This window comes from Synechococcus sp. MIT2312 (assembly GCF_059772315.1).
In genome coordinates this window covers 371,886-397,617 of the sequence record NZ_CM186281.1, presented here as the reverse complement: position 1 = coordinate 397,617, position 25,732 = coordinate 371,886, and the positions used below count along the sequence as shown (strand labels likewise).

The window sequence follows — 25,732 nt, the reverse complement described above, 5'->3', positions numbered from 1 at the left end:
CGGTGGCACATTGGACGCCTCTGCACGATGGGGTTGGACGTGCGCCTGACACCGCTCGAGCTGGAGAACGCTGAGATCCATGCCTGGATGAAGCGCCTGCTCCAGCGTGCAGAGCGTCTCGGTGAGTCGGGAGAGATCCCTGTCAGTGCCGTGGTGCTGGATGCGCAAGGACGATGCATCGGCCACGGCAGCAATCGGCGCGAGTGGGCTTCCGATCCACTCGGGCATGCGGAACTCGTGGCTTTGCGCCAGGCATCCCTAATCCTTGGCGACTGGCGACTCAATGAGTGCACATTGATCGTGACGCTGGAACCCTGTCCGATGTGCGCAGGAGCTCTGGTGCAGGCCCGTATCGGTCAGGTGATCTACGGAGCGCATGATCCCAAACGTGGTGGACTGGGAAGCACGATTGATCTCTCCAAACACCCCAGCGCGCACCACCACATGCAGGTGACCGGAGGCGTGATGGAGCCTGAAGCATCCGCACTGCTGGGGAGCTGGTTCAGGCAGCGACGGCAGCGTTCTGACGGAACCGAGGCAGTTCGGACTCGAACAGATTGAGCAGACGATCCACATTTTCAGGTGTGGAGTTGTAACCCATCAAACCGATCCGCCAGATCTTGCCTGCAAGCACGCCAAGTCCACCACCGACTTCGATGCCGTGGGTGTTGAGCAGGTGAGAGGAGAAAGCCTTGCCATCCACATCCTCGGGAATGCGAACCGTGGTGAGCGTTGGCAGTCGCAGCTCTTCAGGCACATGCATTTCCAGGCCCAGTGATTCAAGGCCAGCCCAGAGGGCTTGCGCGTTGCGGCGGTGACGTGCCCAGGCGTTGTCCAGCCCTTCTTCGGCCAGAAGACGAAGCGCTTCACGCATGCCGAAGTTCATGTTGACTGGAGCCGTGTGGTGATACACACGGTCGCTACCCCAATACTGGTTCAGCAGGGATACATCCAGGTACCAGTTGGGGACCTTGTCTTGGCGTGCGGCCAGCTTGGCCTCTGCACGCGGACCCATCGTGAAGGGACCGAGGCCTGGAGGACAGCTGAGGCCCTTCTGGCTGCAGCTGTAGGCCAGATCAACCTTCCAGGCATCCAGATACAGAGGAACTCCGCCGAGTGAGGTCACCGTGTCGAGCAGAAGCAAGCAATCGTGCTCTCGGCAGAGATCACCGATCCCGTCCATCGGCTGGCAGATGCCGGTGGACGTCTCGGCATGGACCATCGCCAGGATCGAAGGCTTGTGCTTCTTGATCCCCGCTTCGATCTCTTCCAGCGTGAATGCCTCACCCCAGGGCTTCTCAATCACCTGAACGTTGGCGCGGTAACGGCCGGCCATATCCAACAGGCGATTACCGAAGTATCCCTTCACCGCAACCAGAACCGTATCCCCGGGTTCGATGGTGTTAGCCAGCGTGGCTTCCATGGCTGAACTGCCGGTGCCGCTCATCGGCAGAGTCAACCGGTTGTCGGTCTGCCAGGCGTAGCGCAAGAGCTCCTGCACCTCCCCCATGAGTTCCACATAAAGCGGATCCAGGTGACCGATGGGAGTGCGCGAAAGCGCTTGAAGAACCGTGGGATGGGCATTGGAGGGACCCGGACCCAGCAACAGACGGTCTGGTGTGTCAATCGGACCGATGGAGCATCGATGGCACGAGTCAACCGAAGGGTGAGGGTGTGTCATCGGCGGAGACGGAACCGGAAATCAATGGCGAGAAGCCTACGCATCAATCGGTCAGAAATTGGCCCTGAACGGTCACTCCGACGCCGCTTGAAATGATTTGGAGACTTTTCTTGCGATCAGCGCTGACGCACGTCGCTGGCTGCAAGACCGGAGGCCATGTGCTCAAACGGCTGACGCACAAGTCCGCAACGCTCCTGACGAACACCCTCATTCAGGAGGCGTTCACACAGAACATCAGCCAGAAGCACCATGCTCCTCACGGTCGGGCCTGTTGGGACACCAAGACTCTTGTAGGTGTCGTCAAGACCGTTCAGGACGCGCTCGTTGAGAATCGTGCTGTCGCCGGCGATCAAGGAGTAGCTGGCGTAGCGAAGGAAATAATCCATGTCTCTCAGACAGGCAGCGAGGCGACGGGTTGTGTAGGCGTTACCGCCGGGCAGCAACAGCTCTGGATCCGCCTGAAAGAGTCTCTGACTGGCTTCACGCACCAGCTCGGAGGCTTCACGATTGATGATCTCAACAGCAAGAACACGCACTTCCGCTTCATCGAAATAGCTCTCGATGCGATCGATCGCAGAACGATCGAGATAGCGACCCAGCTGGTCGTACTGACCGATCAGTCCAGTGATGGCATCGCGCATGCAAGCCCTGTCCACGTTGGTTGGAAGGTAACACCGACAACGCGATGAAACCTGCTCCAGCAAAGGCGATCACAGCAATCTGACAGAAACGGTTACTAAGTGGCGTTCTGAAGCCACCCAGCGAGACGGAAGGCAAAAAGGTGCTCGTTGATACAAAACAGCTGCGGATCGATATCTACGGTCGGAGCGACTTGTATGGGCTCAATTCCCCGCCATGGCCAAATCTGCCCAGGACGTGCTTCGTCAGATCAAGGATGAAGGCATCGAGCTGATCGACCTCAAGTTCACGGACTTGCACGGCAAGTGGCAGCACCTCACCGTCTGTCAGGACCTGATCGAACCTGAATCGTTCACGGAAGGCCTGGCCTTCGATGGCTCATCGATCCGTGGCTGGAAAGCGATCAACGCCTCTGACATGGCCATGGTGCCCGATCCTGCAACCGCCTGGATCGATCCCTTCTACAGGCATAAAACCCTGAGCATGATCTGCTCGATTCATGATCCCCGCACGGGAGAAGCCTACGAGCGCTGTCCCAGAGCTCTTGCCCAGAAAGCACTGGCTTATCTGGCCAGCACGGGTCTCGCTGACACAGCGTTCTTCGGTCCGGAACCGGAGTTTTTCCTGTTCGACGACGTGCGTTACAACTCCGCTGAAGGCGGGTCGTTCTACAGCGTTGACACCATTGAGGCCGGCTGGAACACAGGTCGGATCGAGGAAGGCGGCAACCTCGCTTACAAGATCCAGGAGAAGGAGGGATATTTCCCTGTCGCTCCGAACGACACCGCTCAGGACATCCGCTCGGAAATGTTGCTGATGATGGCTCAGCTGGGCATTCCCATCGAAAAGCACCATCACGAAGTTGCCGGTGCTGGTCAGCACGAACTGGGCATGAAGTTCGCCGAGCTGATTCAGGCGGCCGACAACGTGATGACCTACAAATACATCGTGCGCAATGTGGCCAAGAAGTACGGCAAGACGGCCACGTTCATGCCCAAGCCGGTCTTCAACGACAATGGCTCAGGCATGCACGTGCATCAGAGTCTCTGGAAAGGGGGACAGCCTCTGTTCTTCGGGGAAGGAACCTACGCGAACCTGTCTCAGACAGCCCGCTGGTATATCGGCGGCATTCTCAAGCACGCTCCCTCCTTCCTCGCTTTCACCAACCCCACGACCAACAGCTACAAGCGACTGGTCCCCGGCTTTGAAGCACCGGTCAACCTGGTGTATTCGGAAGGCAACCGCTCCGCTGCCGTTCGCATTCCTCTCACCGGCCCCAGTCCGAAAGCCAAGCGACTTGAGTTCCGCTCCGGCGACGCCCTGGCCAATCCTTACCTCGCCTTCAGCGCGATGATGATGGCCGGCATCGACGGCATCAAGAATCAGATCGACCCCGGCGACGGCGTGGATGTTGACCTGTTCGAACTCGCCGCAGAAGAACTGAAGAAGATCGCCACTGTGCCTGCATCCCTGAATGGGGCGCTCGAGGCTCTGAACGCAGACCACCACTATCTGCTGGAAGGTGGAGTCTTCTCCAAGGACTTCATCGACAACTGGATCGACCTGAAATACGAAGAGGTGCAGCAACTGCGTCAGCGTCCGCACCCCCACGAATTCGTGATGTACTACGACGCTTGATCAGCAGTTTCTGAATGCATTCAGGGGCAAATCTTTAAAACAGATCATCAAGTCATTGTCCCCGCAAGGGGACTTTTTTCTAGCTCAATCGCACGGCGCACTGGCTATCGACCGGGATCTCTTTGTATGCTCGGAAGCCATCCATTCGGACTTTGTCACAGCTCTGAAGCAACACAGAAATAAAGTCACCAAAACTCAGGTTAAAGTATTTAGAACCGGACCTGAAAATGAAAAAATTATTTGCTGTCACCATCATTGGCGTTGCTGCAACCGCCCTTTCGTCCTGTTCATCGCAACAAACCGCATGGTGCTCGCTTGAGTGGCCGGGAACGGAAAAAAGCGCTCTTTCAGGGGATTGCCGCTTCGAAGACAAAGAAGGGAAAGATGATAATGCCACTATTGATTTTTATTCCAATGACTACAGCTTTGTATTTCCCAACTCGAATAATGGGAAAAATTATGAGCGCGAAAACACGAATCAATCCATTCGCTTCAGCCACAATGGTTATGTGTTAAAAGTCTATCCGGACGGCGAACCAAAAGCCTGAGATAAACCGAGTCATCGTGAAACAATCGACGACAATTCTGCTTCAACGTTGTAGTTGCCAAGCAGGCGTGGCGAATCATCTCAACAACGACGACCTGTTCGCTCTGACAGACCTTGGTCTCTTTCAAGGAAGGCCGATCGAGTGAAGCGCTGCACGACGATTCCGGGGCATCACCTGAAGCTTTGCTTCACGCCTTAGGCGTGCCTTAGTTGCGCCATAGCGCTGTCATGCAGTTGCCTGGCATGCAGACGGCGACGAGCACACACTTGTTGCTGAGCCAGAGCGCTGCGCTGATCCAGTCGATCAGGGTGGCCTTCAACTTGAGCATGGGCCGCTTGCTGCCTCAGCACGTCATGGGCGTGGTGCTCTGCCCAGGCCAGGAATTCAGCGGCCGCTCGCTGACGACGCTCCAGCACGTTGCCCGAATACGACGCCATGGTTCCGGCGGTGGTGATCTCAACGGCCATCGAGAGCTCCTGGGGTACCTGAGGCAATTCTGTAGCAACGGCTACCATTTTCACCGATGCTTCACATAACTTTCGTGTTCAGTCCAGCAAAAGCCCACAACCAGGTTCGCAATCCATTGAAATGAGCTTGGATCTCAATCCTTTTCATGGCGCCCAGTTTCACTGAAATCGCTTACCGGACCATGCAACAGGGCCGCAGCCTTGCCGGGCTGGTCCACAAGGAACTGAGCACCAAAGTGATGGAAGTGGTGGCGCCTGATGTGGTGCCCAAAACGGAACCTGTTCCCAGCGAAATGATGGATGCGCTGCGTCAGTCGCTGGATGATCTGCATCAGCGTGACTGGCAGGATTCTGAGTCAGGGATTTATCCCCAGTCGCTGCTGTTTGATATCCCTTGGTTGGAGTGGGCTGAACGCTACCCACGCGTGTGGCTGGATCTGCCCTCCAACTGGGCCAGAAGACGTGCCAGAGACGTCAAGGACATTCCTGACCTGGCTAACCGCGATCTCTATCCCGACTATTACCTCCAGAATTTTCACCATCAAACCGACGGTTACCTCAGCGATCACTCCGCCGAGCTGTACGACCTTCAGGTCGACATCCTGTTCAACGGTGCTGCCGATGCGATGCGGCGCCGGATCCTGCCTTCACTGCAACAAGGGTTGAAGCGATTTGCAGACCGTGCACCGGGAAGCCTGCGCATCCTCGATGTGGCTACCGGCACGGGCAGAACATTGCATCAGATTCGTGCTGCGCTGCCGCAAGCCACTCTCGTGGGCGTGGACCTTTCCGAGGCCTATCTGCGCCAGGCCAATCGATGGTTGAACCAATCCAACAAACCGCTGGTGCAGCTTGTTCAGGGAAACGCAGAAAGAATGCCGTTCGATGACGGTGGCTTCCAGGCCATCACCTGCGTGTTCCTGTTTCACGAACTGCCTGCCGATGCCCGGCAGGCAGTGCTTCAGGACTGCTACCGCCTGCTTGAACCCGGCGGGGTTTTGGTTTTGGCCGACTCAGTGCAATTGAAGGATTCGCCGCAGTTCGACGTTGCCATGAACAACTTCAGACGCGTCTTTCACGAGCCTTACTACCGAAATTTCATCAGTGATGACATTGACCAGCGCCTCGAAGATGCTGGCTTCAGTGAAGTGCAAGCAGAATCTCATTTCATGACCAGGGTGTGGACGGCCATCAAGACTTCATGACCTCAACACAGTGATTCCCTGACATAGACGCTTGCAGTGGCACGGCAACCCCATATGGTGCAATCACTCAGGGACTCCGTCCATGTCGAATCCTTTTCGGATCCGCTGGTTGCGGGGATGGACCTTTCAGATCGTTTTCATGGAAGGAAAGGTTCAGGTTGAAGCGCAAGGTTTTGGTATTGGTCTGCGAACAGCTCTCAATCCAGGTGAAAGCCCAACTTCGGCTGCGGATCGTCTAGTGCTTGCGGAGGATCGACGTCGGCGTGCCCTCTATCAGGCCTGGATCAAAGGCCAAGCTCTGCCCTCCCCGAATGAAGGCCAGATTCATCCCGAACAGCGGCTTCAGGAAGCACCGGATTCACTGGTTGTGGTCGATAGCCCAGCAGTGGCTGCCTGAGTTTCAGCGAGTCAGCCAACACCCCAGCACCAGAGCCGGTCCACCCCAGCGCAGAGCTCTCCAGAAACGCTGACCACGTTCTGGTGTGATCAGCCAGTTGAAAGCTTCAGGGTCAGCCTCCACCAATTGACGAAGCAGTCGACGCTGCTGAATTCGACGGATCGAGCGTCGATCCTTTGCCTCCCAAGATCTGGGCTGATAGCGGAGAAGAGAGCGCAGTCCGTGCAAACCTCCCCGACTGCGAAGCTGTCTGTTCACCACCACCAGCAACCACAGCAGTCAGGATAGAGAGACCCCGCTGATCCAACGCCAACGTGTCCGCGAAAAAATGGCCTGAACAGTCGATTGAACAGGCTCTGTCTCTGCATCAGAGCCTCAGTATCAGTGATCGTGAATGGCACAAACTCAAATCCGACGCGGATCGACGCGGAGCGGAATTGCTGGCCGCGGCACTGGCGCAGCTGCTGCAAAACGGACGAAATCATGACGTCGAAGCTTTGACTCAGCAGGCTCTGGGCTGGATCAGGGGAGAGCTGAAAGACCCTGGCTGCCCTCGGCACTAATGGCCCGTTGGCTGGATCCAGGCCGGCGGCAGGCCAACTGCACCCTGTTGCCTCGACGACTCCAGCGAATGTCGTCAAAACACTGATGCATCAGAAACAGACCACGCCCTTGATTGGCATCGACTTGTTCCGGCAAACAACCTTGCCTGGCATCACTCGACAGACCATCACCTTCATCCTGGATCTGCCAGATCAACCAATTCGGCGTGAGAATCCGACGGATGCGCAGGCACTTGCGAGGGTCTCCCGCATTGCCGTGACGCACGGCGTTGACCAAGGCTTCCTGAAGACCCAGTTGCAACCGACACGAGGTCTCATTGCAGTCAACAGGCTCCAGCAACAGCTCCATCAATGGACTGAGCTGAAAAGTTGACGGAAGGATGAAATCAGCCCACCGAAATTGAGGTAGAAATCGGCTGAACATCAGCACTGTTTCATCCTTTTCGACCTTACCGGCCCGCTGACGTTCTGCCAGAGCAATCCAAGGTGTCAGGTTCTGCTCGCCAGACCGGGATGCTGAAGTAGCGCATCCATCAAACGGACTCCCCTGAGCTGGTTCACCAATGGCATGTGTCCCTCAGGTGCATCCATGCACCACTGAAAACTGCCGGGATAACGGGTCCAGACACCATCGTTCTTCCAGCCGATCTTCGGCCAGAGCCTGTCGTAACGACCGCCGAGTGCACGAAGCAGTCGAGCTTGGACCGTGAATCCGAAACGTCCCTGGGAATAGGCGATCCAGAGCCTGTCGATGGTGGTGAGATCCAGTGGTGTCATCGAAGGGACCTCGCTGAAATAGACGTATCCGCGTTCCACAGCCTGATCACCAGCCAGCTGGCGCAGTGCGCAACTGGTGAGGCGATCAGCCTCCTCAAACTCTTCTGTGAGCAATGCACGTTGGAGATCCGAGTAGTCGATCCCGCAGGACGACGGCATCTGAAACCAACCGGCAGAGGCACCTTCAATGGCGTCCAAAGCCTCCGGGTGGTGACGCTGAAGGATCTGCAAGATCCAGCCCGCTCCCCAGTCATCCCCCTCTGGGGAGTAAGCCTTCAGGGCAACATCGGCTTGACCTGAAAGCTGCTCTGAAATCTTTTCCAGCGCTGAAGCCGTGGAACGCTTCTGTCGAGATGATCCAGAAACCAGTCGCTCCAGCAACTGATCAATGCCGAGTTGTGTGGAGGGAGGTCGTCCGGAAAGCATGGCGATGTGCCGGCACCGACTGGCTCAGCATTGGCCCACTATGTCAGGCATGGGCAACAGCATCGTGACCGGTCTCAACAGCTTCCGCACGGCGCAGGGGACCATCGTGGATGTGAGAACACCCTCGGAATTTGCTCAAGGCCACTGGCCGGGCGCTGTCAACATCCCTCTGTTCACCGATGAGCAGCGTCACCTGGTGGGCCTGAACTACAAGCAAGAGGGGCGACTCGCAGCGATCCAACTTGGTTTGAAGCTCTGCGGTCCCTCTCTGGCCGAATTATCGAGTGCACTCACAACGGCAGCCGCTGGACCCGCAAATCCCCTGAGGATCTACTGCTGGCGTGGAGGAATGAGGTCCAACAGCATGGCTTGGCTGGCTGGCCTGAGCGATCACCCCGTGATGGTGCTGGAAGGGGGGTACAAGAGTTATCGCCGATGGGTGCTGAATCGCTTCGAGCAGACCTGGCCCTTGCGGGTGCTCGGTGGCAGAACAGGCACTGGCAAAACGGACCTGTTGCTGGAACTGAACCAACAGGGTGTTGGTGTGATCGATCTTGAGGGGCTCGCCAGTCACCGCGGCAGCAGTTTCGGCAACCTGGGGCTGCCGCCGCAACCGACCAGCGAGCACTACGAAAACAAACTGGCGGAATGCCTGGAGGTTTTACGCCATCAAGAAGTGCAGGAGATCTGGCTAGAAGCTGAAAGCATCCAGGTCGGCCGCTGCAGGATTCCAAAAGGGCTGTTTGATCAGATGCAGTCGTCTCCGGTCTTGGAGATCCAGCGCAGTGATCAGGAACGCGTGGAGCGACTTGTGAAGGTCTACTCGTGTCATGAACAGGCCGAACTGCGGCAAGCCACCGAACGAATACAGAAACGGCTCGGTCCTCAGCGCACGCGACAGGCGATCGAAGCGATCGATTCCCAGAACTGGGATGTGGCCTGTGAAGCCATGCTCGATTACTACGACAGCTGTTATGACCGTGAGCTTGAGCGATCACCTGCGAGATCCTCCGTGAATCTCCAGGGACTCAGCTGCGAGCAAGCAGCCAGACTGCTTCTGGATCAAGGGCACGTCATCCCTGGGATCTCCAATTAAGATCCACACCTCCAAGTAGATGAACCATGGCTGAAGGCGACAAGGCGGCGATTCAGTTCTTCCGCGGCATAGACGAGCCGGTGGTTCCCGATATCCGCATGACGCGCAGCCGCGATGGTCGCACCGGGCAAGCCAAATTTGTCTTCGAGGAACCCAAGGCACTGGCACCGGAAACGATGGAAGCCATCGCCGGCATGTGGATGGTGGATGAAGAAGGTGAAATGGTGACCCGCGAAGTGAATGGCCGTTTCGTGAACGGCAAGCCTTTTGCCCTGGAAGCGACCTACACCTGGAAAAGCGAGGCGGATTTCGAACGCTTCATGCGCTTTGCGCAACGTTATGCGGATTCCAACGGAATGGGTTATTCGCAGAACTCCGGCGACAATGACTCCAGCGAGGAAGGCACAGACGGGTGAAATTTCAGCACTGGCTCGGACTGGCGGCGTTGCTGACGTCCGGGCTGTTGCTCTGGAGCCTCCGCGAAGTCCTGATTCATCTGTTCGCCGCTGTGGTTCTCGCCATGGCGATTTGCACCCTGGTGGGTGCACTGCGCCGGCGATGGACGATTCAGAGGCCGTTGGCCCTGGTGATCTGTCTGCTCGGTCTGCTGTTGATCGTGGCCCTTGCAGTGGCCGTGATCATTCCACCGTTCTTCAGTCAGTTTCAACAGCTGCTGCAACAGCTTCCTGCTGCTGCCCGCGAGCTCCAACAGATCGTGATGGGTTGGGTCAACCATGCCTCATCACTTGTTTACGGCGCAGGCGAGGCAACTGATGTCGGAGCACGGCTCGTCCCGGGTGACCTTTCATCACTCCCCAACAGCACGGCTCTGGCGTCCGGAGTGAGTGGAGGTATCAAGGGTTTGCTGGGTCTGGCCAGCAATCTCGGCAGCGGACTGGTTCAGCTGGTGTTTGTGTTTGCGGTGGCGCTGATGGTGTCGATCCAGCCGGAGTCCTATCGCAACGTGGCCATTCAGTTGGTGCCTTCCTTCTATCGGAGACGCGCCAGAACCATTCTTCTGCAGTGTGGAGAAGCGCTGAGCAGCTGGATGATCGGCGTGCTGATCAGTTCGCTTTGCGTCGGCTTACTGGCAGGAATCGGACTCTCACTGCTTGGGGTGAAATTGGTGATGGCCAACGCCCTGCTGGCTGGCTTGCTCAACGTCATTCCCAATGTGGGGCCCACCCTCAGCACCGTGTTCCCCATGGCGGTGGCTCTGCTTGACGATCCCTGGAAGGCCGTTGCCGTGCTGGGGCTTTACGTCGTGATCCAGAACGTTGAAAGCTATGTGATCACTCCCTCAGTGATGCAGCAGCAGGTGAACCTGCTGCCTGGACTCACACTGACGGCGCAGTTCATTTTCACGGTTCTGTTCGGACCTCTGGGTCTGTTGATGGCCCTGCCTCTGGCGGTGGTGATCCAGGTGCTGATCCGGGAAATCGTGATCCACGACCTGTTGGATCCCTGGAAGAAACGTCGCGCGGCCGCATGAACCCAAGCAATCTGCTGGCAGCTCTCACCCTTGTGGTGCTTGCTCTGCTGACCTGGCAGCTGCGCTGGGTGCTGCTGGTGCTGTTCGGCGCGGTGGTGCTGGCGGTGGCGCTTGATGTGCCTGTTCACCATTTGATCCATCGCTTCCGGCTCCCCCGTCCGATTGCACTGCTGGCAGTGCTGATGATCGCAGTCGTGGGAGGAGTGCTGGTGATGCAGCTGCTGCTGCCTCAGCTGATCAACCAGTTCGAAGAGCTCACAACCCTGTTGCCTGCACTGTTCGGTCAGGTCCAGGCGCTGTTGTCCAATCAACCCCTGCTTGGAGAACTGGCACGCAGCCTGCCTGACCAGTTCAGCTGGGATCGCATCCAACCCTTCGGATTTCAATTACTCGGGGTTGCCGGAGGAGCAGCCAACGGTCTGGTTCAGGTGCTGCTGATGAGCCTGCTGGCGGTGCTGCTCGCCCTGGACCCCTCTGCACACCGACGCATGGTGGTTGCTGCGACACCGCGTCCTGCACGCGCATCGATGGAGGACCTCCTGGACCAGTGCCGCACTGCTCTTGGTGGCTGGCTGGCTGGCATGACTCTCTCCGCCCTGGCGATGTTTCTTTGCACCTGGGCAGGTCTGGCAATTCTGCGCATTCCGCTGGCTCTGCTCTCCGCTCTGGTCTGTGGTCTACTCACGTTTGTGCCAACGATCGGGCCCACAGCGGCAACGCTTCTGCCTCTCAGCCTGGCGCTGATGATCTCACCGGCAACGATGCTTCAGGTGTTGGTGCTGCGGCTGGCACTGCAGAACCTGGAAGCCTTCGTGCTCACGCCGCTGTTGCTTCGGCGGACCGTGAATCTGCTTCCCACTGTGGCCCTGACCTCCCAGCTGAGCCTGGGTGCTCTGCTGGGTCTTCCTGGGGTGTTGCTGGCGCTGCCACTGGTTGTGGTGCTTCAGGTGGGGATGGAGCAGGTCGTGGTCAAGCAGATCATGGACCGCTGGAGTTAACAGGACCTGTTAACCGCCGTACTGCCAACCGGTGGTGCTCAGTTCAAGGGCATCTCCATCTCTGTGAAGCACCGCTGATTTCACCTCGCCGATGAACACGGTGTGATCACCGTGGGCAAGCTCACCCACAAGTTCACATTCAACACCGCCCAGGGCATCCTTCAGAATCGGCAGACCGAGGGCGCCAAGCTCAAAGGGCGCAGCCTCAAAACGGCCACCCACAGCCGACTGGGGCTTGAAGAATGTCGCAGCCAGATTCTTCTGGTCGGCGGCCAGCACGTTGAGAGAGAAACGACGTGTGCGCTTGATCATGCCGTTGCTGGTGCTGTCAGCACGCACACCCATCACCACCAGAGGCGGCTCGAACGAGCCCTGGGTGACCCAGCTGGCCGTGAATCCGTTCACCTCATCACCCTCGGCGACGCCGCAGATGAACAGGCCATGGGGAATTTTCCGCAACAGTGTCTTCTTGGCGTCCAGATCAAGCGACATGGCGGTTGGTGCTCACGATGCGAGCAGACTAGGCAAAACCATGACAGCACAACGCGACAGCGCTGCAGACACCAGAAAGAGACTGCTAGTTTTCGACGGCTTCTGAGCTGGATCCCTGGATCGGCCCTCCTCCCTGAGTGTGTTCGCAACGGTGGCCGGAAGCGGAGTACTGGGCCTGCTGATCTACGCCGGTTTTTTTTACGCCAATCTGCGTCAAACCAGCACCATGGAGGAGCCTCAGGAGCTTCGCCCCGCCTATCCATCGCAAGCGCAGGCCGAGCAGGAAGCCGAACGCTGGATCAAGGAGGGGGGAACTTTCACCGTCACGACCACACAACGCGTTCGCAAGACCATTCCTCTCACCCGCCAGGAACGACGCAAACTCGAGCTTTTGGCGGATGAAAAGCGCAGAGCCAAGATTGAGGCGGATTACGAAGCCTGTCTTGATCAAGCGGCAACAGACCTCGCGAAGGAGCTCTGTTCCTTTCAGCAATCACCGCCCAACGCGACTTCAACGGCAACGGGGGCTGGAGAAGCCAGCGATCTTCCAACCACCAAAGTGATCGAGGACGTTCGTGTTCAGACCAGTCAACGCCCGCGCCGAACATGCACCCCAGTGAGCGCTTATCGACGCTTCAACTGCATTGAATTCGACGTTGCCAGAGATGGACGATTGAACGCTGAACAGCAGAACTCTCTGGAGATCAAGGGGTATCGCCAGTTTCGTTACTGACGCGCCGACGGAGCGGGCCATAGCGCCTCCAGAGTGAAGGTTGCAAGGACAGCACCACCACGGCGAGCAGGTGATGACGTACAGCAAAAATCAAAGCCGTCAGGGTCACCTGATCCGCTAACAGTCGCAGTTCCGTTCTGAGATCACTCAGAGCCAGAACAAGCAACAGCAGCGGGATCCAGCGCTGGGAGCGAACTGAGGCTGTCGCTGCGCGATCAGGCACCGGCAGCTGCACCAGATCGGGATGGCCAGATGCTCAACAGGGAAGGCGCCAGGGCAATGCTGGACCAGCTGCCAACGATCACACCCAGTGCCAGAGCAATGGCGAACCAGTAAAGCGTTGAACCACCGAACAGGATGAGGGCAACCAGGGGCAGAAGTGTGGTTCCGCTGGTGTAGATGGTTCTGGTCAGTGTGGCTGACACAGCGCGGTCAACCTGCACGGAGAGAGGAAGATCACCATCCATGCGCTGGCGCTCGCGAATTCTGTCGAAAACAACAACGGTGTCATTCACGGAATATCCAGCGATGGTCAGCAGAGCAACGGCAAACAAGCTGTCAACCTCCAGACCCGTTGCGAGTCCAAGCCAGGCAAAGACGCCGCACACGATCACGATGTCGTGAGCCAGGGCCACCAGAGCCAGAAAGGCGTAGCGAGGGTCGTAGCGAACGGTGATGTACAGAGCAATTCCCGTGAAAGCGACCAGCAGGGAAATCAGACTGCTGCGCAGCAGCTGTCCACCAAGGCTGGGACCGATGGTGTCAACGGACTGACCTCCAGGCTCAAAGGGTCCAGCAACCGGTTCAAGTGCTTCGATCACAGCCTGCCCCTGGCCTGCGGAGAGGGCCGGCATGCGCAGAACAACCGACTGGCCTCCATCAAGGAGCTGAACGCGGGCGTTCTCCAACTTGGGGAGTGCTTTTCCGCCCTGAACCGGAAGCTTGATCTGCTGAAGCTCAGATTCGACGGCGATGGTGCTGAGCTGAGCGCAGCTGTCAGCGCAGCTGCGCTCCAGCTGGATCTGAGTTCCACCGGTGAAGTCGAGACCTGGTCTCAAAGGCGATCCGATCTGAGGGTCAGTCCAGCTGCGCACAATCCCGATCAGGCTCAGCAGCAGGCAGACAGCAGACACCAACCAGACCTGCCGACGACGACTGGTCAGAGGGAAGCGCAGAGGTCGCTGATCAGTTGCGGATGATGTGAAAGCCATGGCTCAGGACGCTGTCGTGGGAAGTTGCCTTGCCGGCAGGAAGTTCGTCGGACGCCGCAAGCCCTGATAGCTCATCAGGAAGCGCAGCAGCGTGCGAGTACAGGTCAGAGCCGTGAACAGACTCAGCAGAACACCAATGCCGAGAGTCGCCGCAAAGCCCTTCACCAGACCTGTGCCGAGGAAGAAGAGAGCGGCACAACTGATCAAGGTGGTCAGGTGGCCGTCAACAATTGATGAAAACGCCTCGGAAAATCCCGTTTCAATCGATCGGATCAGGGTGTTGCCTCGCCGCAGTTCATCCTTGATGCGCTCGAAGATCAGCACGTTGGCATCCACCGCCATGCCGATGCTCAAGATGAACCCAGCGATCCCTGGCAGCGTCAACGTGACAGGGATCAGGGCATAGACCGCGAGGTTGAACAAGGCATAGAGGCTGAGTGCCATCACCGCCACAGCACCTGCAAGCCGGTAAATCAGCAGCATGAAAATGCCCACCAGCACAAGACCTGAAAGGGCGGCGATCAGGCTGCGACGGACGTTTTCCGCACCAAGAGATGGTCCGATGGTGCGCACCTCAAGGATTTCCACCGGCAAGGGCAACGAACCACCCCGCAGTTGAACCTCGAGGTCACGGGCGTCCTCAGCCGTGAAATTGCCGGAGATTGACGCCGTGCCTCCTGAAATTCCGGCGGCTTTGTACTGGGGACCGACGCTGGCTTCACTGATGAGTTCACCATCAAGAACGATGCCCAGCAGGCGCCCCGTGCCGGCGATCGACTGGGTGAGTTCGGCGAATTTCTCGCCACCCTCAGCGTTGAAATTCAGAGTCACCTCCCAGCCAGAGCCGTTTTGCTGTTGCTGACGACCTGCACTGACCAGTTGCTTACCGGTGAAGGCCGTGGACTCGAACCGATCAAGAATTTCCTGATTGGTGCGCGCGAGCAGCTGCTCCAGTTGCTCCGTCTCCGTCTTGGCCGTTCCATCAAGACCGAGTTCTTTCTGGCGTCTCGCGAGCTCGTCCTGCTCAACGGGGTCAAGCTCGGATGCGTCATCTTCATTACGCGTGGCCAGTACGCTCTGCAGCTGGCCTCTCAGCTGTCGAAGGCTTTGCACTTCCTCCTGCGTGCCTTCCTGCTGAGCTCTGAACTCGAGCAAGGCCGTGCTTCCGAGCACGTCTGCGGCGCGGGTCGGATCGGTGACACCCGGCAGCTGCAGCACGAGCTGATCATCACCGACGGTCTGCAGCGTGGATTCAGCCACACCGAGACCATTGACGCGGCGATCGAGCACCGCCTTCACCGCCTCCATCTGCTCGGCGCCGATGGTGGTGATCTCTCCGGCCGGCTGAACCTCCAGTGTGAGCTGACTGCCCCCACGCAAATCAAGTCCGAGCTGCAGCGGGAAGCTGGACAGAACTGCAGCTGCCGCGATGGCAAGCGCAAGGATGAGGGCGAACCAGCCCTGTTGACGGGCCATCAATCAGAGCCCCTGACGAACAATGGTCTGAGCCGCTTCGACAATCTGATGCGGCTGAATGATGGTCAGATTCTCGAGATTGCCGTTGTAGGGGGTGGGGATGTCCTGGCTGGACAGCCGGATCGGCCGGGCATCGAGCTCATCGAAACAGTGCTCAGTGATCAGAGCGATTAACTCGGCACCGATGCCACCGGTCTTCATGCACTCCTCAACCACGATCACCTTGTGGGTCTTGCGGATCGAGCGGGCAATCGTCTCCATGTCAAAGGGCTTGAGGCTGATCAGATCGATCAGTTCAGCATTGATCCCGTCCGCCTCGAGCTGCTCCACAGCCTTGAGGCAGTGATGACGCATGCGTGAGTAGGTCAGGATCGTGATGTCACTGCCCTCCTTGACAAGATCCGCCTGATCGAGGGCACAGGTGTAGTCGCCGTCTGGCAGTTCTTCCGTGAGGTTGTAGAGCAACACGTGCTCAAAGAACAGAACCGGATTGTTGTCGCGGATGGCGGCCTTCATCAGGCCCTTTGCGTTGGTCGGCGTGCTGCAGGCCACGATCTTGATGCCGGGGACGGCATGGAAATAAGCCTCGAGACGCTGACTGTGCTCGGCTCCCAGTTGTCGACCGACACCGCCAGGGCCCCGCACAACTGTCGGGATGGTGAAATTGCCGCCGCTTGTGTAGCGCAGCATCCCCATGTTGTTGGAGATCTGATTGAAGGCCAGCAGAAGGAATCCCATGTTCATGCCCTCCACGATCGGCCTCAGGCCTGTCATGGCTGCACCCACAGCCATGCCGGTGAAACTGTTCTCGGCAATCGGAGTGTCGAGGACCCGCAGTTCGCCGTATTTCTCGTAGAGATCCTTGGTGACTTTGTAGGAGCCGCCGTAATGACCAACGTCCTCTCCCATCACACAGACATGGGGATCACGGGCCATTTCCTCATCGATGGCCTCGCGAAGTGCGTTGAAGAGAAGCGTCCCTGCCACGGCGTTGCTGCAATCCCGGCAATGCCGGCGTCAGCGGCCAAGCTATCTCAGTCCAGGTGTGTTCAGCCCCCGGCAGCGAAGGTTGCCAGCAGCAGAACCGAAAGAAGCAGCCCGGGAGACAGCAGCAGCACCAGCTGACCGAGATCGTGGAGGGTCATTTAGCCAGAAGCTCTCAGCTGAGGCTAGGCAGCGTCCAGCTTGTCTTTCATGAAAAGACTGCGAAGAAACACCAGGAACAGGCCAATCCCGATGAAGGCAAAGCTGAATGTGGCCAGAAAACACATGCCGATGAACAGCGTTTTCATGGCAGATGCGATGTTCTGAGCTGTTGTGCTGCTGAAATTTGAAGAGTGCGTCGAGAGATAGATCACGACTTTTTTGCTCAAGCCGAAACTCAACCAGGCCAGAACCAGACTGGTGATGGATCCGGAAAGGAAACTGAGGGGTCCTTTGCGGGGTTTGGCTGTGGCTGCGTTGCTGTCACTCATGCCGCCAGCTTGACGCCGTGTGGGAGCAGGGAACAACTCCAGGATTGCAGGCCCTGCGCTTCAAACTGCGCAGCAGAATGCTGACGGGCTTGTTCAGCAGCGCTGAAGTCTGGAAACAGAGCAAAGCAGCTCGGGCCGGAACCACTCATGGCCACTCGCAACCGCCCTGGCAATACATCCAGGATTTCCAGCGCAGTGCGTACCGAGGGCGTCTGCGAAGCCACCACGGCCTGAAGGTCGTTGCGCAAGGGCGGAGGCACATCGCTGCGTAGGGGGCGCAGCCATGCAGAGCTGCGAAGCGCCTCACGACGTTGCTCAAAGGCTGACTCTCCAACGAGGTAGCGATGGAAACGCTCTCGCTTGCATTCGCCATACGCCCACGGCGTCGACACGCTGACGGATGGATCCTTCAGCAGCAGAACGCCCAGCGGCGCAGACACTTCAGGCAGTACCTCAAGCCGTTCTCCGCGTCCGAAACAGAGCTGGGTGCCACCGGCAATGCAGAACGGCATGTCGGATCCGAGATCAGCAGCCAGCGTCTCGAGCTGAGAGGCACTGAGGCCGAGGCCCCAGAGCGTGTTCAGGCCAACCAGTGCTGCTGCCCCATCACTGGAGCCTCCTGCAAGACCGGCGCCAATGGGAATGCGCTTGCACAGATGCATCCGTGCGCCCAACTCCCCGAATCCTGATCGCTCACGCAGCAGCCTGGCCGCCCGCATGATCAGGTTGTCGTCTGCGCAACTGAGTCCTGGTTGATCACAGCTGAGGGAAAGCGTTCCGTCGGCAGTGTTCTCGCACTCGAACTCATCGGCGAGATCAATGCTCTGCATCACCATGGCGAGTTCGTGAAACCCGTCTGCCCGCAGGCCCAGCACCTCGAGATGCAGATTGATCTTGGCCGGAGCTCTGACGCAGACCGGAGCCGTCATGAACAGGACCTAGCGCAGTCGGCCGGACTCCGACCGGGATTTGGAGGCTAAACCACGGCCACAACCCAGTTTTGGCAAGGGATCGAAGCCAGGATGTCTTGCTGATTGGTCATCCACGGCAGGCACAGACACCGACCCGGCCTCAGCAGTTCACGCGGATGTTTCCGCTGCGCTTAACCCCCTGGCTAGAGCAACCCAGTTTTCCGGCGCCACGTCCTGAGGCCTTTGCTGCAGATCAATACCGGCCTGCTGTGCCAGCTCCTGGAGCTGATCCGGCGGTTTGACACCGGCAAGGGTGTTGCGCAGCATCTTGCGTCGGGCCAGAAACGCCTGCTTGAGCAACCGTTCCACCCCACGGCAGAGCTCTGGATCTGGGCGCTGATCCGCTGGCAGGGGGTCAAGCCTGATCACCTCGGACTGCACCTTTGGAGGAGGCTGAAAGCAACGCGGAGGCACAGGGCAAACGGTTTGACAGCGGGCCAGAAGCTGCAAGCGCACACTCAAAGCACTGAAACTGCTGTGTCCGGCACGGGCTCGAATGCGCTCTGCCACCTCTTTCTGCACGAGCAGGATGAGCCTTTCATAGGGCGGATCAACGGGACGATCCAGACGACCAATCAGCCGATCGAGCAAGGGGCCCGTGATGTTGTACGGAATGTTCGCCACCACCTTGGAGGCCGGAGAACCGTCGGGAAGTGTCAGAGGAACGCTGAGAACATCGCCCTCACAGAGGGAAAAGCGTGATTGAGCTCCGTACCGCTCGGTCAGACCTGACACCAGATCCCGGTCCAGCTCGATTGCATGCACCAACGCGGCAGGGCTCCTGAGCAGTCGTTCGGTCAGAGCACCCCGTCCTGGTCCCACCTCGAGAACCCGGTCCCCCTCCACGAGTGCTGCCGACTCGAGAATCCGATCCAGAACCCGTTCATCCCTCAGCCAGTGCTGTCCAAACCGTTTGCGGGCCTGATGTCCTGCGAAGCTCATGTCATGCGGGCCATGGGTTCACTGTGCACCAGCGCAGAAGGCGCGGAACGCGAAGATGATGGTGCTCAGGTCTGGCGCGGTTGATGAACAGACCTGCCCTGCTGATCTGCATCTCCGGCCCCTCCGCAGCAGGCAAGACACACTTCAGTGAGGTGCTGAAAACGTCGCTCGCGCAAAGAGGGATTGCTGCTGTGGTGATCGGCTCCGATGATTACTACCGCGAGCACTGGACACCGGATTCGATCTATGGATTCGACACAGTCGATGCCATCGACGGAGATGCGCTGGTCGAAGACGTTAATGCTCTGCTCGAACGCCGTCTGCAGCAGCGACGCCGTTACGACATGAGCACCAGGGACGTCAGCTGGGAGTCTTTCAACGAGATCTGTGATGTTGTGCTCCTGGAGGGGGCGTTCGGTCCCCAACTGCTGGTGGATCAGCTCAATCCTGATCTTCTGATCTATCTGCGCGCATCCCTGCCGATCAGGGTGATGCGCCGACTGCGCCGTGACGTGCGCGAACGCCAGCGGACCCCCCTGTCGGTCTTGCGTCAGTCACTGACGCAGATGCTGCCGGGAGAGCGGCGGTTCATTCATCCGCTGAGACGTTCGGCTGATCTGGTCATCCGCGATCTTTCCACCGGTCTTCCGCTGTCTGTGAAACGGATTGAAGGTTTGATCAAGACATCCGAAGCTCCGGCACCCTGATCCAGCGCACAGGCCTGGAGCTGGGTGGCAGCGGCACCAGCGCAAGCACCACCTCGAGATGCCCCTGTTCACACCAGGGGTGACATGACTGCCAGCAGGCAAGCGTTCGGGCCAGTCGTCGGCGCTTGGCCGTGGCAAAAGCTCTCAATCCGCAGCCATCAAGACCACATCGCTGCCTGGCTTTGACCTCCACCAACAGAAGTCGCAGTCCTGAGCGACCCGATTTGATCATGATCAGATCCAGTTCCCCGTAACGACAGCTCCAGCGCTCAGCCAGGCAACGCCAGCCACGACGTTTCAACAGATTCAGAGCACGCTGCTCAGCCCAGCGACCGGGATCGCTCTTCGCATCAACAGCGCACAAGAGTCGGATCCCCGGATGCTCGGAGTCTTCCCCCTTAAGCCAGGAATCAGGCCCCCTAGGCTTGGATCACGCTTTTGATCCGCTGATGCAACGACATCTGCTGGCTTCCCTGCTTGCCCTGGTCCTGATGCTTGGTCTGCCTCTGCAGCCGGCGCAGGCCGCGATGGACTACGCCAAACAGGTGTTGATCGGTGCTGATTTCTCCAACCGGGAGATGCAGGGGGTGACTTTCAACCTCACCAACCTGCGCGAAGCTGATCTGTCTGGCAGCGATCTGCAGGGCGCCAGCCTGTACGGAGCGAAGCTTCAGGACGCCAACCTCACAGGAACCAATCTGCGTGATGCCACGTTGGATTCAGCAGTCCTTGATGGCACCAACCTCACCGATGCCGTTCTGGAGGATGCTTTTGCCTTCAACACCCGATTCATCAATGTGACCATCACCGGTGCCGACTTCACCAACGTGCCATTCCGCGGTGATGCACTCAAAACCCTCTGCGCAGCTGCTGATGGCACCAATCCTGTGACCGGCCGCGAAACCCGCGACACCCTCGGCTGCTCATGAGCTTCGATCCCCGCAGTCTTGAGCGACTCAGGCAACTGGGACGCCAGCTTCCTGAACCCATCCCCGCACCTGAAGCCGAAACTGAACGCTCTGCCAAAACCAGCCGACCGCGCCACAGGGTCGAAACCGAGCAGGACCCCAAAGCGCTGTTTCATGAACTGATGCAGGTGAGCCAGGACGGCACCGTTCCTGAGCATCTGATGGCGAGATTGCGTGATGCGGAAGAGCGGGTCGACAGTGAGCGACGCCGGAAGCTGAATGCGCCATCCCCCCTGACGCAGGATTCACTGGCATCCCAAACGGCGGTCCCAACCCGTTCGACCGGCAAGGGCAAGAACACCCGCCCTCAACGACGTGATGTGGTTCCCGGCAGCGAAGAGGACAGCCTTTATGTGGCTTTCGGGCAGATGTTTCTCGAGGAACAGGACGACGAGACGGAGTGACGCCGCTGTGCCATGAACATCTCCCGATGCCGCATCATCGCGGTCGGAAAAGTGCGCAAGCGATGGGTTCACGACGGAGTGGAGCTCTACCTCAAACGCCTGCCTGGGCTGATCATCACTGAACTGCGTGACAGCACTCGTGACAAGGAAGCCGAAGCGATCCGTCAGGCCTTGCGTCCTGATGAGTTGCCGGTGCTGCTGATGGAGCAGGGCAACACCCTGACCTCGGTGGACTTCGCTGATCGTCTGCGGCACTACGGCTCCGAGCGCCTGGCCTTCGTGATCGGTGGCGCTGACGGTTTCACGGATGCATTCAAGAGCTCTGCCCGCTGGCAACTGAGCCTTTCACCCCTGACCTTTCCCCATGAGCTGGCTCGATTGCTGCTGGTTGAGCAGCTCTACAGAGCGCAGTCGATCCTGCAGGGAAGTCCTTACCACCGGTCCTAAAACCAACACCAACACGAGGCTCAGGCCGGCCAGGCGCTGAGAGCCACAGGCTCGAACTTGGCGATGCTCATGGTCCAGGCACGCCCACAGATGGCTTGAAGACTGGCCTGAAAGGCCTCGGTGTCGCCGCTGTTGAGCCAGTCGGCTTTGAGCCTGGGGAGATCCTCCGGCAGACACTCCATCGGCAGTTCCACCAGCAGCAGACTCTCCACGCCGCAAGCCCGGCGCAACGGCCCTTCATCACTGCGCTGCCACAGCCGCAGCAGCAACTCCAGGGCCAGAGAATGGGCCGCCTGCGTGGGCTGTTCCGCAGCGGCATCTTCAGCCTTCAGGGAACGCCCGGCCAGCGGCAGAGCCCTCTTCCCCTCCTGCTCGATCAGCGCGAGGGCAACGAGATATGGAGCAGCAGCCATCAGGACAACGTCAGTCAGCGCATCCTCTCCGGTCAAGGCCGCGATGGCGCCGAATCCGGATCATGGCTGAACTGGATTTGCGCAGAAAGCCCGCCATTCATGACAGCACCAGCTCAGGAGCCGAGGACCATTCTCTGCTTCGGCGACTCCAACACCTGGGGATTCAACCCCGACGGTGGTGGGCGACTGCCCCACGACATTCGCTGGCCGAATCAGTTGGAGCAGCAGCTCAACCGGCGTGCATCCGGCCAGGCCTGGCGCACGATTGAAGACGGTCTCAATTCCCGCACCTGGCTGCTCGACGATCCCATCGGAGCAGCCAGATATGGCGCGCAATACAGCTGCAGCGGCCGCTCAGGCCTGATGACGTCTTTGCACAGTCACAAACCCATCAACCTGGTGATCCTTGCGCTGGGCTGTAACGACTGCAAGGACTATCTCAATCTGTCCGCCGAGCAGATCGCTGATGGCGCCCGCATCCTGATTCATGACATCCGCAGTGCCCTCAACTGTGGGCCGCGCGAGCGGCCCGACCAGCCCCCCAACATCGTGCTGATGACACCGCCGTTGGTGATGATCACAGCGCAGTCGCTGGCCTGGGGATTCGGGGGAGCCGACACGAAATCCCAGGCACTGGCCAGCCGCTATCTGCAGCTCGCCGATGAACTGGAGGTACTGGCTTTCGATGTTCAGACCGTGGCCAGCGTCTCCTCCCTGGATGGGATCCATTTCGACAGCCAGAGCCAGTCCGCAATCGCTTCAGGCCTGGCGGATCTCATCACCTCAACCTGAACACAGAGCGCAACCAGCCTCCAGCGGCCACAATAGAACACCTGTACTATTCTGCCCGTGTCGGCCTGCTGAACCCATGGCAATGGAGATCGATCGTTCCTTTCTCCAGCCACCGCAACCCCTGCGCCCCCAGCGAATGCCAAGGCAGCTTCCACTGGCCGGAGAGCGGGTGGCCGCGGGATTCCCTTCTCCGGCGGAGGACTATGTGGACGTGGGGATTGACCTCAACGACCAACTGATCCGGCATCCCACCAGCACCTTTTTCCTGCGCGTCAGCGGCGACTCCATGACCGGTGCCGGCATTCACGACGGCGACCTTCTGGTTGTGGATCGCAGCCTTGACCCCCACCCCGGACGCGTGGTGGTGGCCGTTCTCGATAGCGGCTTCACCCTCAAGCGCTTGGTCCGCCATCACGGCCGGCTGCGCCTGGAAGCGGCCAATCCCAACTATCCACCTCTCGACCTGGAGTCCTGCAACGACGTGCAGATCTGGGGGGTTGCCATCCATGTGATTCACCCCCTCTGAACGCCATGGCTCAGATCACCGCCCTCATCGACGCCAACAACTTCTATGCCTCCTGCGAGCAGAGCCTGGATCCAGCCCTGATCGGCCGCCCCGTGGTGGTGCTCTCCAACAACGATGGCTGCATCGTGGCCCGCAGCGCTGAAGCGCGTGCACTCGGCATTGCCATGGGCACTCCGTATTTCAAGGCCAAGCAGACACTGGAACGCTGCGGAGTGGTGGTGCGCAGTTCCAACTACGCCCTTTACGCCGACATGAGCCAGCGACTGATGAGCCTTCTGGAGAGTCAGGTGGAGGAGCTGGAGGTGTATTCCATCGATGAAGCCTTCGCTCGCATCAGTCGTCCAGCGACGGCAGATCTGCGGCCCTGGGGCCGGCAGCTGCGCGCCCTGGTCCGTCGCAATCTGGGACTGCCCATCGCCATCGGCCTGGGAGCCAGCAAAGGCCAGGCGAAGCTGGCGAACCGTCTCGCCAAGGTGGAGGCCGCCCATGCAGGCCTGTTCGATCTCGGGCACTGCAGCCATCAGGACCGCTGGCTGGAAACGATCGCCATCGAAGACGTGTGGGGAATCGGCCGCAAACTTGCGGACTGGTGCCGACTGCATGGTGTGCGCAACGCCAGGGAACTGCGAGACATGGCCAGCGGCCCCCTGCGGGCCAAAGCAGGTGTGGTCGGCCTGCGCCTGCAGAGGGAACTCCAGGGGCATGCCTGTCTCCCCCTCGACCTGGCCCCATCCCCGAAGCAGGAAACCTGTGTCAGCAGAAGCTTCAGCCGACCCATCACGTCCCTGGCGGAGCTGCGAGAAGCTGTGGCGACCTACGTGGTGCGCGCCGCGGAAAAGCTGCGCAAACAGCAGCAGCGCGCAGCCTCCCTAAGCGTGTACACCCGCACCAGTCCGTTCGTACCCGCCTTCTACAGCCGCAGCGCCAGCACCCATCTGGACTTGCCCAGCAACGACACCCAGACGCTGCTGAACGCAGCGCTTCCACTGGTGGAACGGATCTTCCAGCCCCACCGTCAGCTCGCCAAGGCCGGGGTGCTGATGGAGCACCTTCAGGACACGGAGCAACTTCAGCACCACCTGCTGGTGCCCTGCAGTGCAGCACATCTGCAACGGCGAGACACGCTGATGAACACCATCGACGGGCTCAACCGCCGTTATGGACGAGGCACCGTGCAGTGGGCCGCCTGCGGCCTGCATTCCGGCTGGTCCATGCGACGGGAACGCCTGGGCCGTGCAGCCACAACACGACTGAGCGATGTACCCGTGGTCCAGGCCTGAACAGCAGCCACAGGGTTCTATGAAAAAATCTGGCCACTATCGACGGAAGGGTTGTGTTGCGGCGAATCCCGATCATTGCTGCGGGGCTTGTCCTGCTGGGGGGCAAAGCGACTTTCGCCGAGCAGATCACCCTCAAGCTGAGCAACGGCGACACCCTGCACGGAGAACTCATCCCTTCCGAAAGCACAGACACCACAACGGTGCTGCAGCACCCGGTGCTGGGACGGCTGAGCATCCCGAAAACGGCGCTGATGCCCGAACCCAAGCCGAAGCCATGGAAACTGAGTCTCTCCGGCGGAGTCACAGGATCCAACACCGACAACGATCTCGATGCCGGGGGAACGGCACAGCTCGACACGAGCTACACCTCAGGCCCCGACAAAGTCTCACTGAAAGTGAATGCTCAGTATGAGGTTTCTCGGGACGAAGGAGAGAGCAGCAACTCAACAGACACCAATGAAGGCGATGCTGAACTGCGCTACATCCGCAACTTGAACGGTCGCCTGCACGCCTATGCAGGTGCGCACTTCAATTACGACACACTGAACTTCAGCGGAACCGACGCATTTGAAAGCTCAGTTGGGCTTGGTTACGACCTGATCAAAACTTCAAAAACACGGCTCACCGTGTCCCTCGGTCCCTCCATCGAGCAGATCTGGGGAGGGGATGGATGCAACACAGATCCAGTCTGCGGACAGACCTTCGCAGCAACAACAGCGAGAGCTGAACTGGAATGGAAGCCCAGTTCTGCAGCAAGTCTCACGCTGACCAATACCTATACCGGGGCTTACGTCAATGGAATCTCGACCAACAACATCTTTTCGATCGCGCTGAAAGTCTTCCCCATGAACAATCAGCGCCTGTTCACATCCCTGAACGGCCAAACGATCTACAACGAACTGCGCAGTCCGAAAATCAACAACAACATCTCCATACAGATGGGCGTGAAGCTGGATTGACCTGAGCAG

Annotated in this window: 35 protein-coding genes; 19 read left to right on the top strand and 16 right to left on the bottom strand. The window is 59.0% G+C overall.

The window, feature by feature from the left end:
• Positions 1 to 27 precede the first annotated feature (27 nt).
• Positions 28 to 561, top strand: coding sequence for a tRNA adenosine(34) deaminase TadA (tadA, locus tag AC6EI9_RS02610; protein ID WP_498468936.1), 534 nt, complete (start codon positions 28 to 30; stop codon positions 559 to 561).
• On the opposite strand, the gene AC6EI9_RS02605 is transcribed toward tadA, so the two are convergent.
• Together AC6EI9_RS02605 and AC6EI9_RS02600 are read right to left on the bottom strand one after the other, a co-directional pair.
• On the bottom strand, positions 503 to 1,681 hold the full coding sequence (locus tag AC6EI9_RS02605) for a pyridoxal-phosphate-dependent aminotransferase family protein (RefSeq protein ID WP_498468935.1): 1,179 nt from the start codon (positions 1,679 to 1,681) through the stop codon (positions 503 to 505). The genes tadA and AC6EI9_RS02605 overlap by 59 nt on opposite strands.
• 116 nt (positions 1,682 to 1,797) lie before the next feature.
• Positions 1,798 to 2,322 carry a bilin-binding protein gene (locus AC6EI9_RS02600; RefSeq protein WP_498468933.1) on the bottom strand — a complete coding sequence of 175 codons (525 nt, stop codon included), beginning with the start codon at positions 2,320 to 2,322 and terminating at the stop codon, positions 1,798 to 1,800.
• Positions 2,323 to 2,536: 214 nt separating this feature from the next.
• Here AC6EI9_RS02600 and glnA point away from each other — a divergent pair, with 214 nt between their 5' ends.
• Together glnA and AC6EI9_RS02590 are read left to right on the top strand one after the other, a co-directional pair.
• On the top strand, positions 2,537 to 3,958 hold the full coding sequence (gene glnA / locus AC6EI9_RS02595; protein WP_498468932.1) for a type I glutamate--ammonia ligase: 1,422 nt from the start codon (positions 2,537 to 2,539) through the stop codon (positions 3,956 to 3,958).
• A gap of 227 nt (positions 3,959 to 4,185) precedes the next feature.
• The gene (locus AC6EI9_RS02590) at positions 4,186 to 4,506 is read left to right on the top strand and encodes a hypothetical protein (RefSeq protein WP_498468931.1); all 321 of its coding nucleotides are present in this window, start codon (positions 4,186 to 4,188) and stop codon (positions 4,504 to 4,506) included.
• 194 nt (positions 4,507 to 4,700) lie between these two features.
• Here the strand turns inward: AC6EI9_RS02590 and AC6EI9_RS02585 are convergent, their stop codons facing one another.
• Positions 4,701 to 5,021: a hypothetical protein gene (locus AC6EI9_RS02585; protein WP_498468930.1), complete on the bottom strand. Its 321-nt coding sequence runs from the start codon at positions 5,019 to 5,021 to the stop codon at positions 4,701 to 4,703.
• A 98-nt stretch (positions 5,022 to 5,119) separates the two neighbouring features.
• Here AC6EI9_RS02585 and AC6EI9_RS02580 point away from each other — a divergent pair, with 98 nt between their 5' ends.
• Together AC6EI9_RS02580 and AC6EI9_RS02575 are read left to right on the top strand one after the other, a co-directional pair.
• Complete coding sequence (locus AC6EI9_RS02580) at positions 5,120 to 6,178, top strand: class I SAM-dependent methyltransferase (protein ID WP_498468929.1); 1,059 nt, start codon at positions 5,120 to 5,122, stop codon at positions 6,176 to 6,178.
• A gap of 82 nt (positions 6,179 to 6,260) precedes the next feature.
• Positions 6,261 to 6,575 carry a copper-binding protein gene (locus tag AC6EI9_RS02575; RefSeq protein WP_498468928.1) on the top strand — a complete coding sequence of 105 codons (315 nt, stop codon included), beginning with the start codon at positions 6,261 to 6,263 and terminating at the stop codon, positions 6,573 to 6,575.
• A 3-nt stretch (positions 6,576 to 6,578) separates the two neighbouring features.
• On the opposite strand, the gene AC6EI9_RS02570 is transcribed toward AC6EI9_RS02575, so the two are convergent.
• Positions 6,579 to 6,833, bottom strand: coding sequence for a hypothetical protein (locus AC6EI9_RS02570; protein WP_498468927.1), 255 nt, complete (start codon positions 6,831 to 6,833; stop codon positions 6,579 to 6,581).
• Between the two features lie 56 nt (positions 6,834 to 6,889).
• On the opposite strand from AC6EI9_RS02570, the gene AC6EI9_RS02565 reads away from it, so the two are divergent.
• Positions 6,890 to 7,138, top strand: a complete 249-nt coding sequence (locus AC6EI9_RS02565; RefSeq protein WP_498468925.1) for a DUF6439 family protein — start codon at positions 6,890 to 6,892, stop codon at positions 7,136 to 7,138.
• Here the strand turns inward: AC6EI9_RS02565 and AC6EI9_RS02560 are convergent.
• Positions 7,098 to 7,562: an ATP-binding protein gene (locus AC6EI9_RS02560; protein WP_498468923.1), complete on the bottom strand. Its 465-nt coding sequence runs from the start codon at positions 7,560 to 7,562 to the stop codon at positions 7,098 to 7,100. The two genes, AC6EI9_RS02565 and AC6EI9_RS02560, sit on opposite strands and share 41 nt — an antisense overlap.
• Before the next feature lie 65 nt (positions 7,563 to 7,627).
• Complete coding sequence (locus AC6EI9_RS02555) at positions 7,628 to 8,341, bottom strand: GUN4 domain-containing protein (RefSeq protein WP_498468922.1); 714 nt, start codon at positions 8,339 to 8,341, stop codon at positions 7,628 to 7,630.
• A 40-nt stretch (positions 8,342 to 8,381) separates the two neighbouring features.
• Here AC6EI9_RS02555 and mnmH point away from each other — a divergent pair, with 40 nt between their 5' ends.
• From mnmH to AC6EI9_RS02535, 4 genes are read left to right on the top strand one after another with little or no spacing between them, the layout of a single operon-like run.
• Positions 8,382 to 9,437, top strand: coding sequence for a tRNA 2-selenouridine(34) synthase MnmH (gene mnmH / locus AC6EI9_RS02550; protein WP_498470137.1), 1,056 nt, complete (start codon positions 8,382 to 8,384; stop codon positions 9,435 to 9,437).
• Positions 9,438 to 9,463: 26 nt separating this feature from the next.
• On the top strand, positions 9,464 to 9,853 hold the full coding sequence (gene psb28 / locus AC6EI9_RS02545) for a photosystem II reaction center protein Psb28 (protein ID WP_498468921.1): 390 nt from the start codon (positions 9,464 to 9,466) through the stop codon (positions 9,851 to 9,853).
• Positions 9,850 to 10,929 (top strand): AI-2E family transporter, encoded by a 1,080-nt coding sequence (locus tag AC6EI9_RS02540; RefSeq protein WP_498468920.1) that lies wholly within the window; start codon positions 9,850 to 9,852, stop codon positions 10,927 to 10,929. Before psb28 ends, AC6EI9_RS02540 begins: the two co-directional genes overlap by 4 nt.
• Positions 10,926 to 11,927 carry an AI-2E family transporter gene (locus tag AC6EI9_RS02535; RefSeq protein ID WP_498468919.1) on the top strand — a complete coding sequence of 334 codons (1,002 nt, stop codon included), beginning with the start codon at positions 10,926 to 10,928 and terminating at the stop codon, positions 11,925 to 11,927. Before AC6EI9_RS02540 ends, AC6EI9_RS02535 begins: the two co-directional genes overlap by 4 nt.
• A gap of 9 nt (positions 11,928 to 11,936) precedes the next feature.
• On the opposite strand, the gene AC6EI9_RS02530 is transcribed toward AC6EI9_RS02535, so the two are convergent.
• On the bottom strand, positions 11,937 to 12,419 hold the full coding sequence (locus tag AC6EI9_RS02530) for a flavin reductase family protein (protein WP_498468917.1): 483 nt from the start codon (positions 12,417 to 12,419) through the stop codon (positions 11,937 to 11,939).
• A 151-nt stretch (positions 12,420 to 12,570) separates the two neighbouring features.
• Here AC6EI9_RS02530 and AC6EI9_RS02525 point away from each other — a divergent pair, with 151 nt between their 5' ends.
• Positions 12,571 to 13,152: a hypothetical protein gene (locus AC6EI9_RS02525; RefSeq protein WP_498468916.1), complete on the top strand. Its 582-nt coding sequence runs from the start codon at positions 12,571 to 12,573 to the stop codon at positions 13,150 to 13,152.
• Here the strand turns inward: AC6EI9_RS02525 and AC6EI9_RS02520 are convergent.
• From AC6EI9_RS02520 to rsmA, 7 genes are all read right to left on the bottom strand, one after another.
• Positions 13,124 to 13,387, bottom strand: a complete 264-nt coding sequence (locus AC6EI9_RS02520) for a hypothetical protein (RefSeq protein WP_498468914.1) — start codon at positions 13,385 to 13,387, stop codon at positions 13,124 to 13,126. The two genes, AC6EI9_RS02525 and AC6EI9_RS02520, sit on opposite strands and share 29 nt — an antisense overlap.
• Entirely contained in the window at positions 13,368 to 14,363 is a 996-nt protein-coding gene (secF, locus tag AC6EI9_RS02515; RefSeq protein ID WP_498468913.1) for a protein translocase subunit SecF, read from the bottom strand. The genes AC6EI9_RS02520 and secF overlap by 20 nt, the downstream gene beginning before the upstream one ends.
• A gap of 3 nt (positions 14,364 to 14,366) precedes the next feature.
• The gene (secD, locus tag AC6EI9_RS02510; protein WP_498468912.1) at positions 14,367 to 15,839 is read right to left on the bottom strand and encodes a protein translocase subunit SecD; all 1,473 of its coding nucleotides are present in this window, start codon (positions 15,837 to 15,839) and stop codon (positions 14,367 to 14,369) included.
• 3 nt (positions 15,840 to 15,842) lie between these two features.
• The gene (locus AC6EI9_RS02505) at positions 15,843 to 16,826 is read right to left on the bottom strand and encodes an alpha-ketoacid dehydrogenase subunit beta (protein ID WP_067097485.1); all 984 of its coding nucleotides are present in this window, start codon (positions 16,824 to 16,826) and stop codon (positions 15,843 to 15,845) included.
• Between the two features lie 182 nt (positions 16,827 to 17,008).
• Entirely contained in the window at positions 17,009 to 17,314 is a 306-nt protein-coding gene (locus tag AC6EI9_RS02500) for a DUF3082 domain-containing protein (protein ID WP_413402384.1), read from the bottom strand.
• Positions 17,311 to 18,243, bottom strand: a complete 933-nt coding sequence (gene ispE, locus AC6EI9_RS02495; protein WP_498468911.1) for a 4-(cytidine 5'-diphospho)-2-C-methyl-D-erythritol kinase — start codon at positions 18,241 to 18,243, stop codon at positions 17,311 to 17,313. Before ispE ends, AC6EI9_RS02500 begins: the two co-directional genes overlap by 4 nt.
• Before the next feature lie 150 nt (positions 18,244 to 18,393).
• Positions 18,394 to 19,227 carry a 16S rRNA (adenine(1518)-N(6)/adenine(1519)-N(6))-dimethyltransferase RsmA gene (gene rsmA, locus AC6EI9_RS02490; RefSeq protein WP_498468910.1) on the bottom strand — a complete coding sequence of 278 codons (834 nt, stop codon included), beginning with the start codon at positions 19,225 to 19,227 and terminating at the stop codon, positions 18,394 to 18,396.
• Between the two features lie 83 nt (positions 19,228 to 19,310).
• On the opposite strand from rsmA, the gene AC6EI9_RS02485 reads away from it, so the two are divergent.
• On the top strand, positions 19,311 to 19,934 hold the full coding sequence (locus tag AC6EI9_RS02485) for a uridine kinase family protein (protein ID WP_498468909.1): 624 nt from the start codon (positions 19,311 to 19,313) through the stop codon (positions 19,932 to 19,934).
• Here AC6EI9_RS02485 and AC6EI9_RS02480 read toward each other — a convergent pair.
• Complete coding sequence (locus AC6EI9_RS02480; protein WP_498468908.1) at positions 19,906 to 20,298, bottom strand: YraN family protein; 393 nt, start codon at positions 20,296 to 20,298, stop codon at positions 19,906 to 19,908. The two genes, AC6EI9_RS02485 and AC6EI9_RS02480, sit on opposite strands and share 29 nt — an antisense overlap.
• An 85-nt stretch (positions 20,299 to 20,383) precedes the next feature.
• Between AC6EI9_RS02480 and AC6EI9_RS02475 the strand changes: the two genes are divergently transcribed.
• From AC6EI9_RS02475 to AC6EI9_RS02465, 3 genes are read left to right on the top strand one after another with little or no spacing between them, the layout of a single operon-like run.
• The gene (locus tag AC6EI9_RS02475; protein ID WP_498470136.1) at positions 20,384 to 20,863 is read left to right on the top strand and encodes a pentapeptide repeat-containing protein; all 480 of its coding nucleotides are present in this window, start codon (positions 20,384 to 20,386) and stop codon (positions 20,861 to 20,863) included.
• On the top strand, positions 20,860 to 21,306 hold the full coding sequence (locus AC6EI9_RS02470) for a hypothetical protein (protein WP_498468906.1): 447 nt from the start codon (positions 20,860 to 20,862) through the stop codon (positions 21,304 to 21,306). Before AC6EI9_RS02475 ends, AC6EI9_RS02470 begins: the two co-directional genes overlap by 4 nt.
• Before the next feature lie 12 nt (positions 21,307 to 21,318).
• The gene (locus AC6EI9_RS02465) at positions 21,319 to 21,753 is read left to right on the top strand and encodes a 23S rRNA (pseudouridine(1915)-N(3))-methyltransferase RlmH (protein WP_498468905.1); all 435 of its coding nucleotides are present in this window, start codon (positions 21,319 to 21,321) and stop codon (positions 21,751 to 21,753) included.
• Between the two features lie 20 nt (positions 21,754 to 21,773).
• Here the strand turns inward: AC6EI9_RS02465 and AC6EI9_RS02460 are convergent, their stop codons facing one another.
• Positions 21,774 to 22,166 carry a DUF8680 family protein gene (locus AC6EI9_RS02460; protein ID WP_498468904.1) on the bottom strand — a complete coding sequence of 131 codons (393 nt, stop codon included), beginning with the start codon at positions 22,164 to 22,166 and terminating at the stop codon, positions 21,774 to 21,776.
• 99 nt (positions 22,167 to 22,265) lie between these two features.
• Between AC6EI9_RS02460 and AC6EI9_RS02455 the strand changes: the two genes are divergently transcribed.
• The 4 genes from AC6EI9_RS02455 (at position 22,266) to AC6EI9_RS02440 (ending at position 25,723) form a co-directional block, all read left to right on the top strand.
• A complete protein-coding gene (locus tag AC6EI9_RS02455; RefSeq protein WP_498468903.1) occupies positions 22,266 to 22,958 on the top strand; it encodes an SGNH/GDSL hydrolase family protein in 693 nt (230 codons plus the stop codon).
• 82 nt (positions 22,959 to 23,040) lie between these two features.
• Positions 23,041 to 23,484 (top strand): LexA family protein, encoded by a 444-nt coding sequence (locus AC6EI9_RS02450; RefSeq protein WP_498470135.1) that lies wholly within the window; start codon positions 23,041 to 23,043, stop codon positions 23,482 to 23,484.
• A gap of 5 nt (positions 23,485 to 23,489) precedes the next feature.
• Positions 23,490 to 24,764, top strand: a complete 1,275-nt coding sequence (locus AC6EI9_RS02445) for a Y-family DNA polymerase (protein ID WP_498468902.1) — start codon at positions 23,490 to 23,492, stop codon at positions 24,762 to 24,764.
• A 53-nt stretch (positions 24,765 to 24,817) separates the two neighbouring features.
• Positions 24,818 to 25,723: a DUF481 domain-containing protein gene (locus tag AC6EI9_RS02440; RefSeq protein ID WP_498468901.1), complete on the top strand. Its 906-nt coding sequence runs from the start codon at positions 24,818 to 24,820 to the stop codon at positions 25,721 to 25,723.
• Positions 25,724 to 25,732 lie beyond the last annotated feature (9 nt).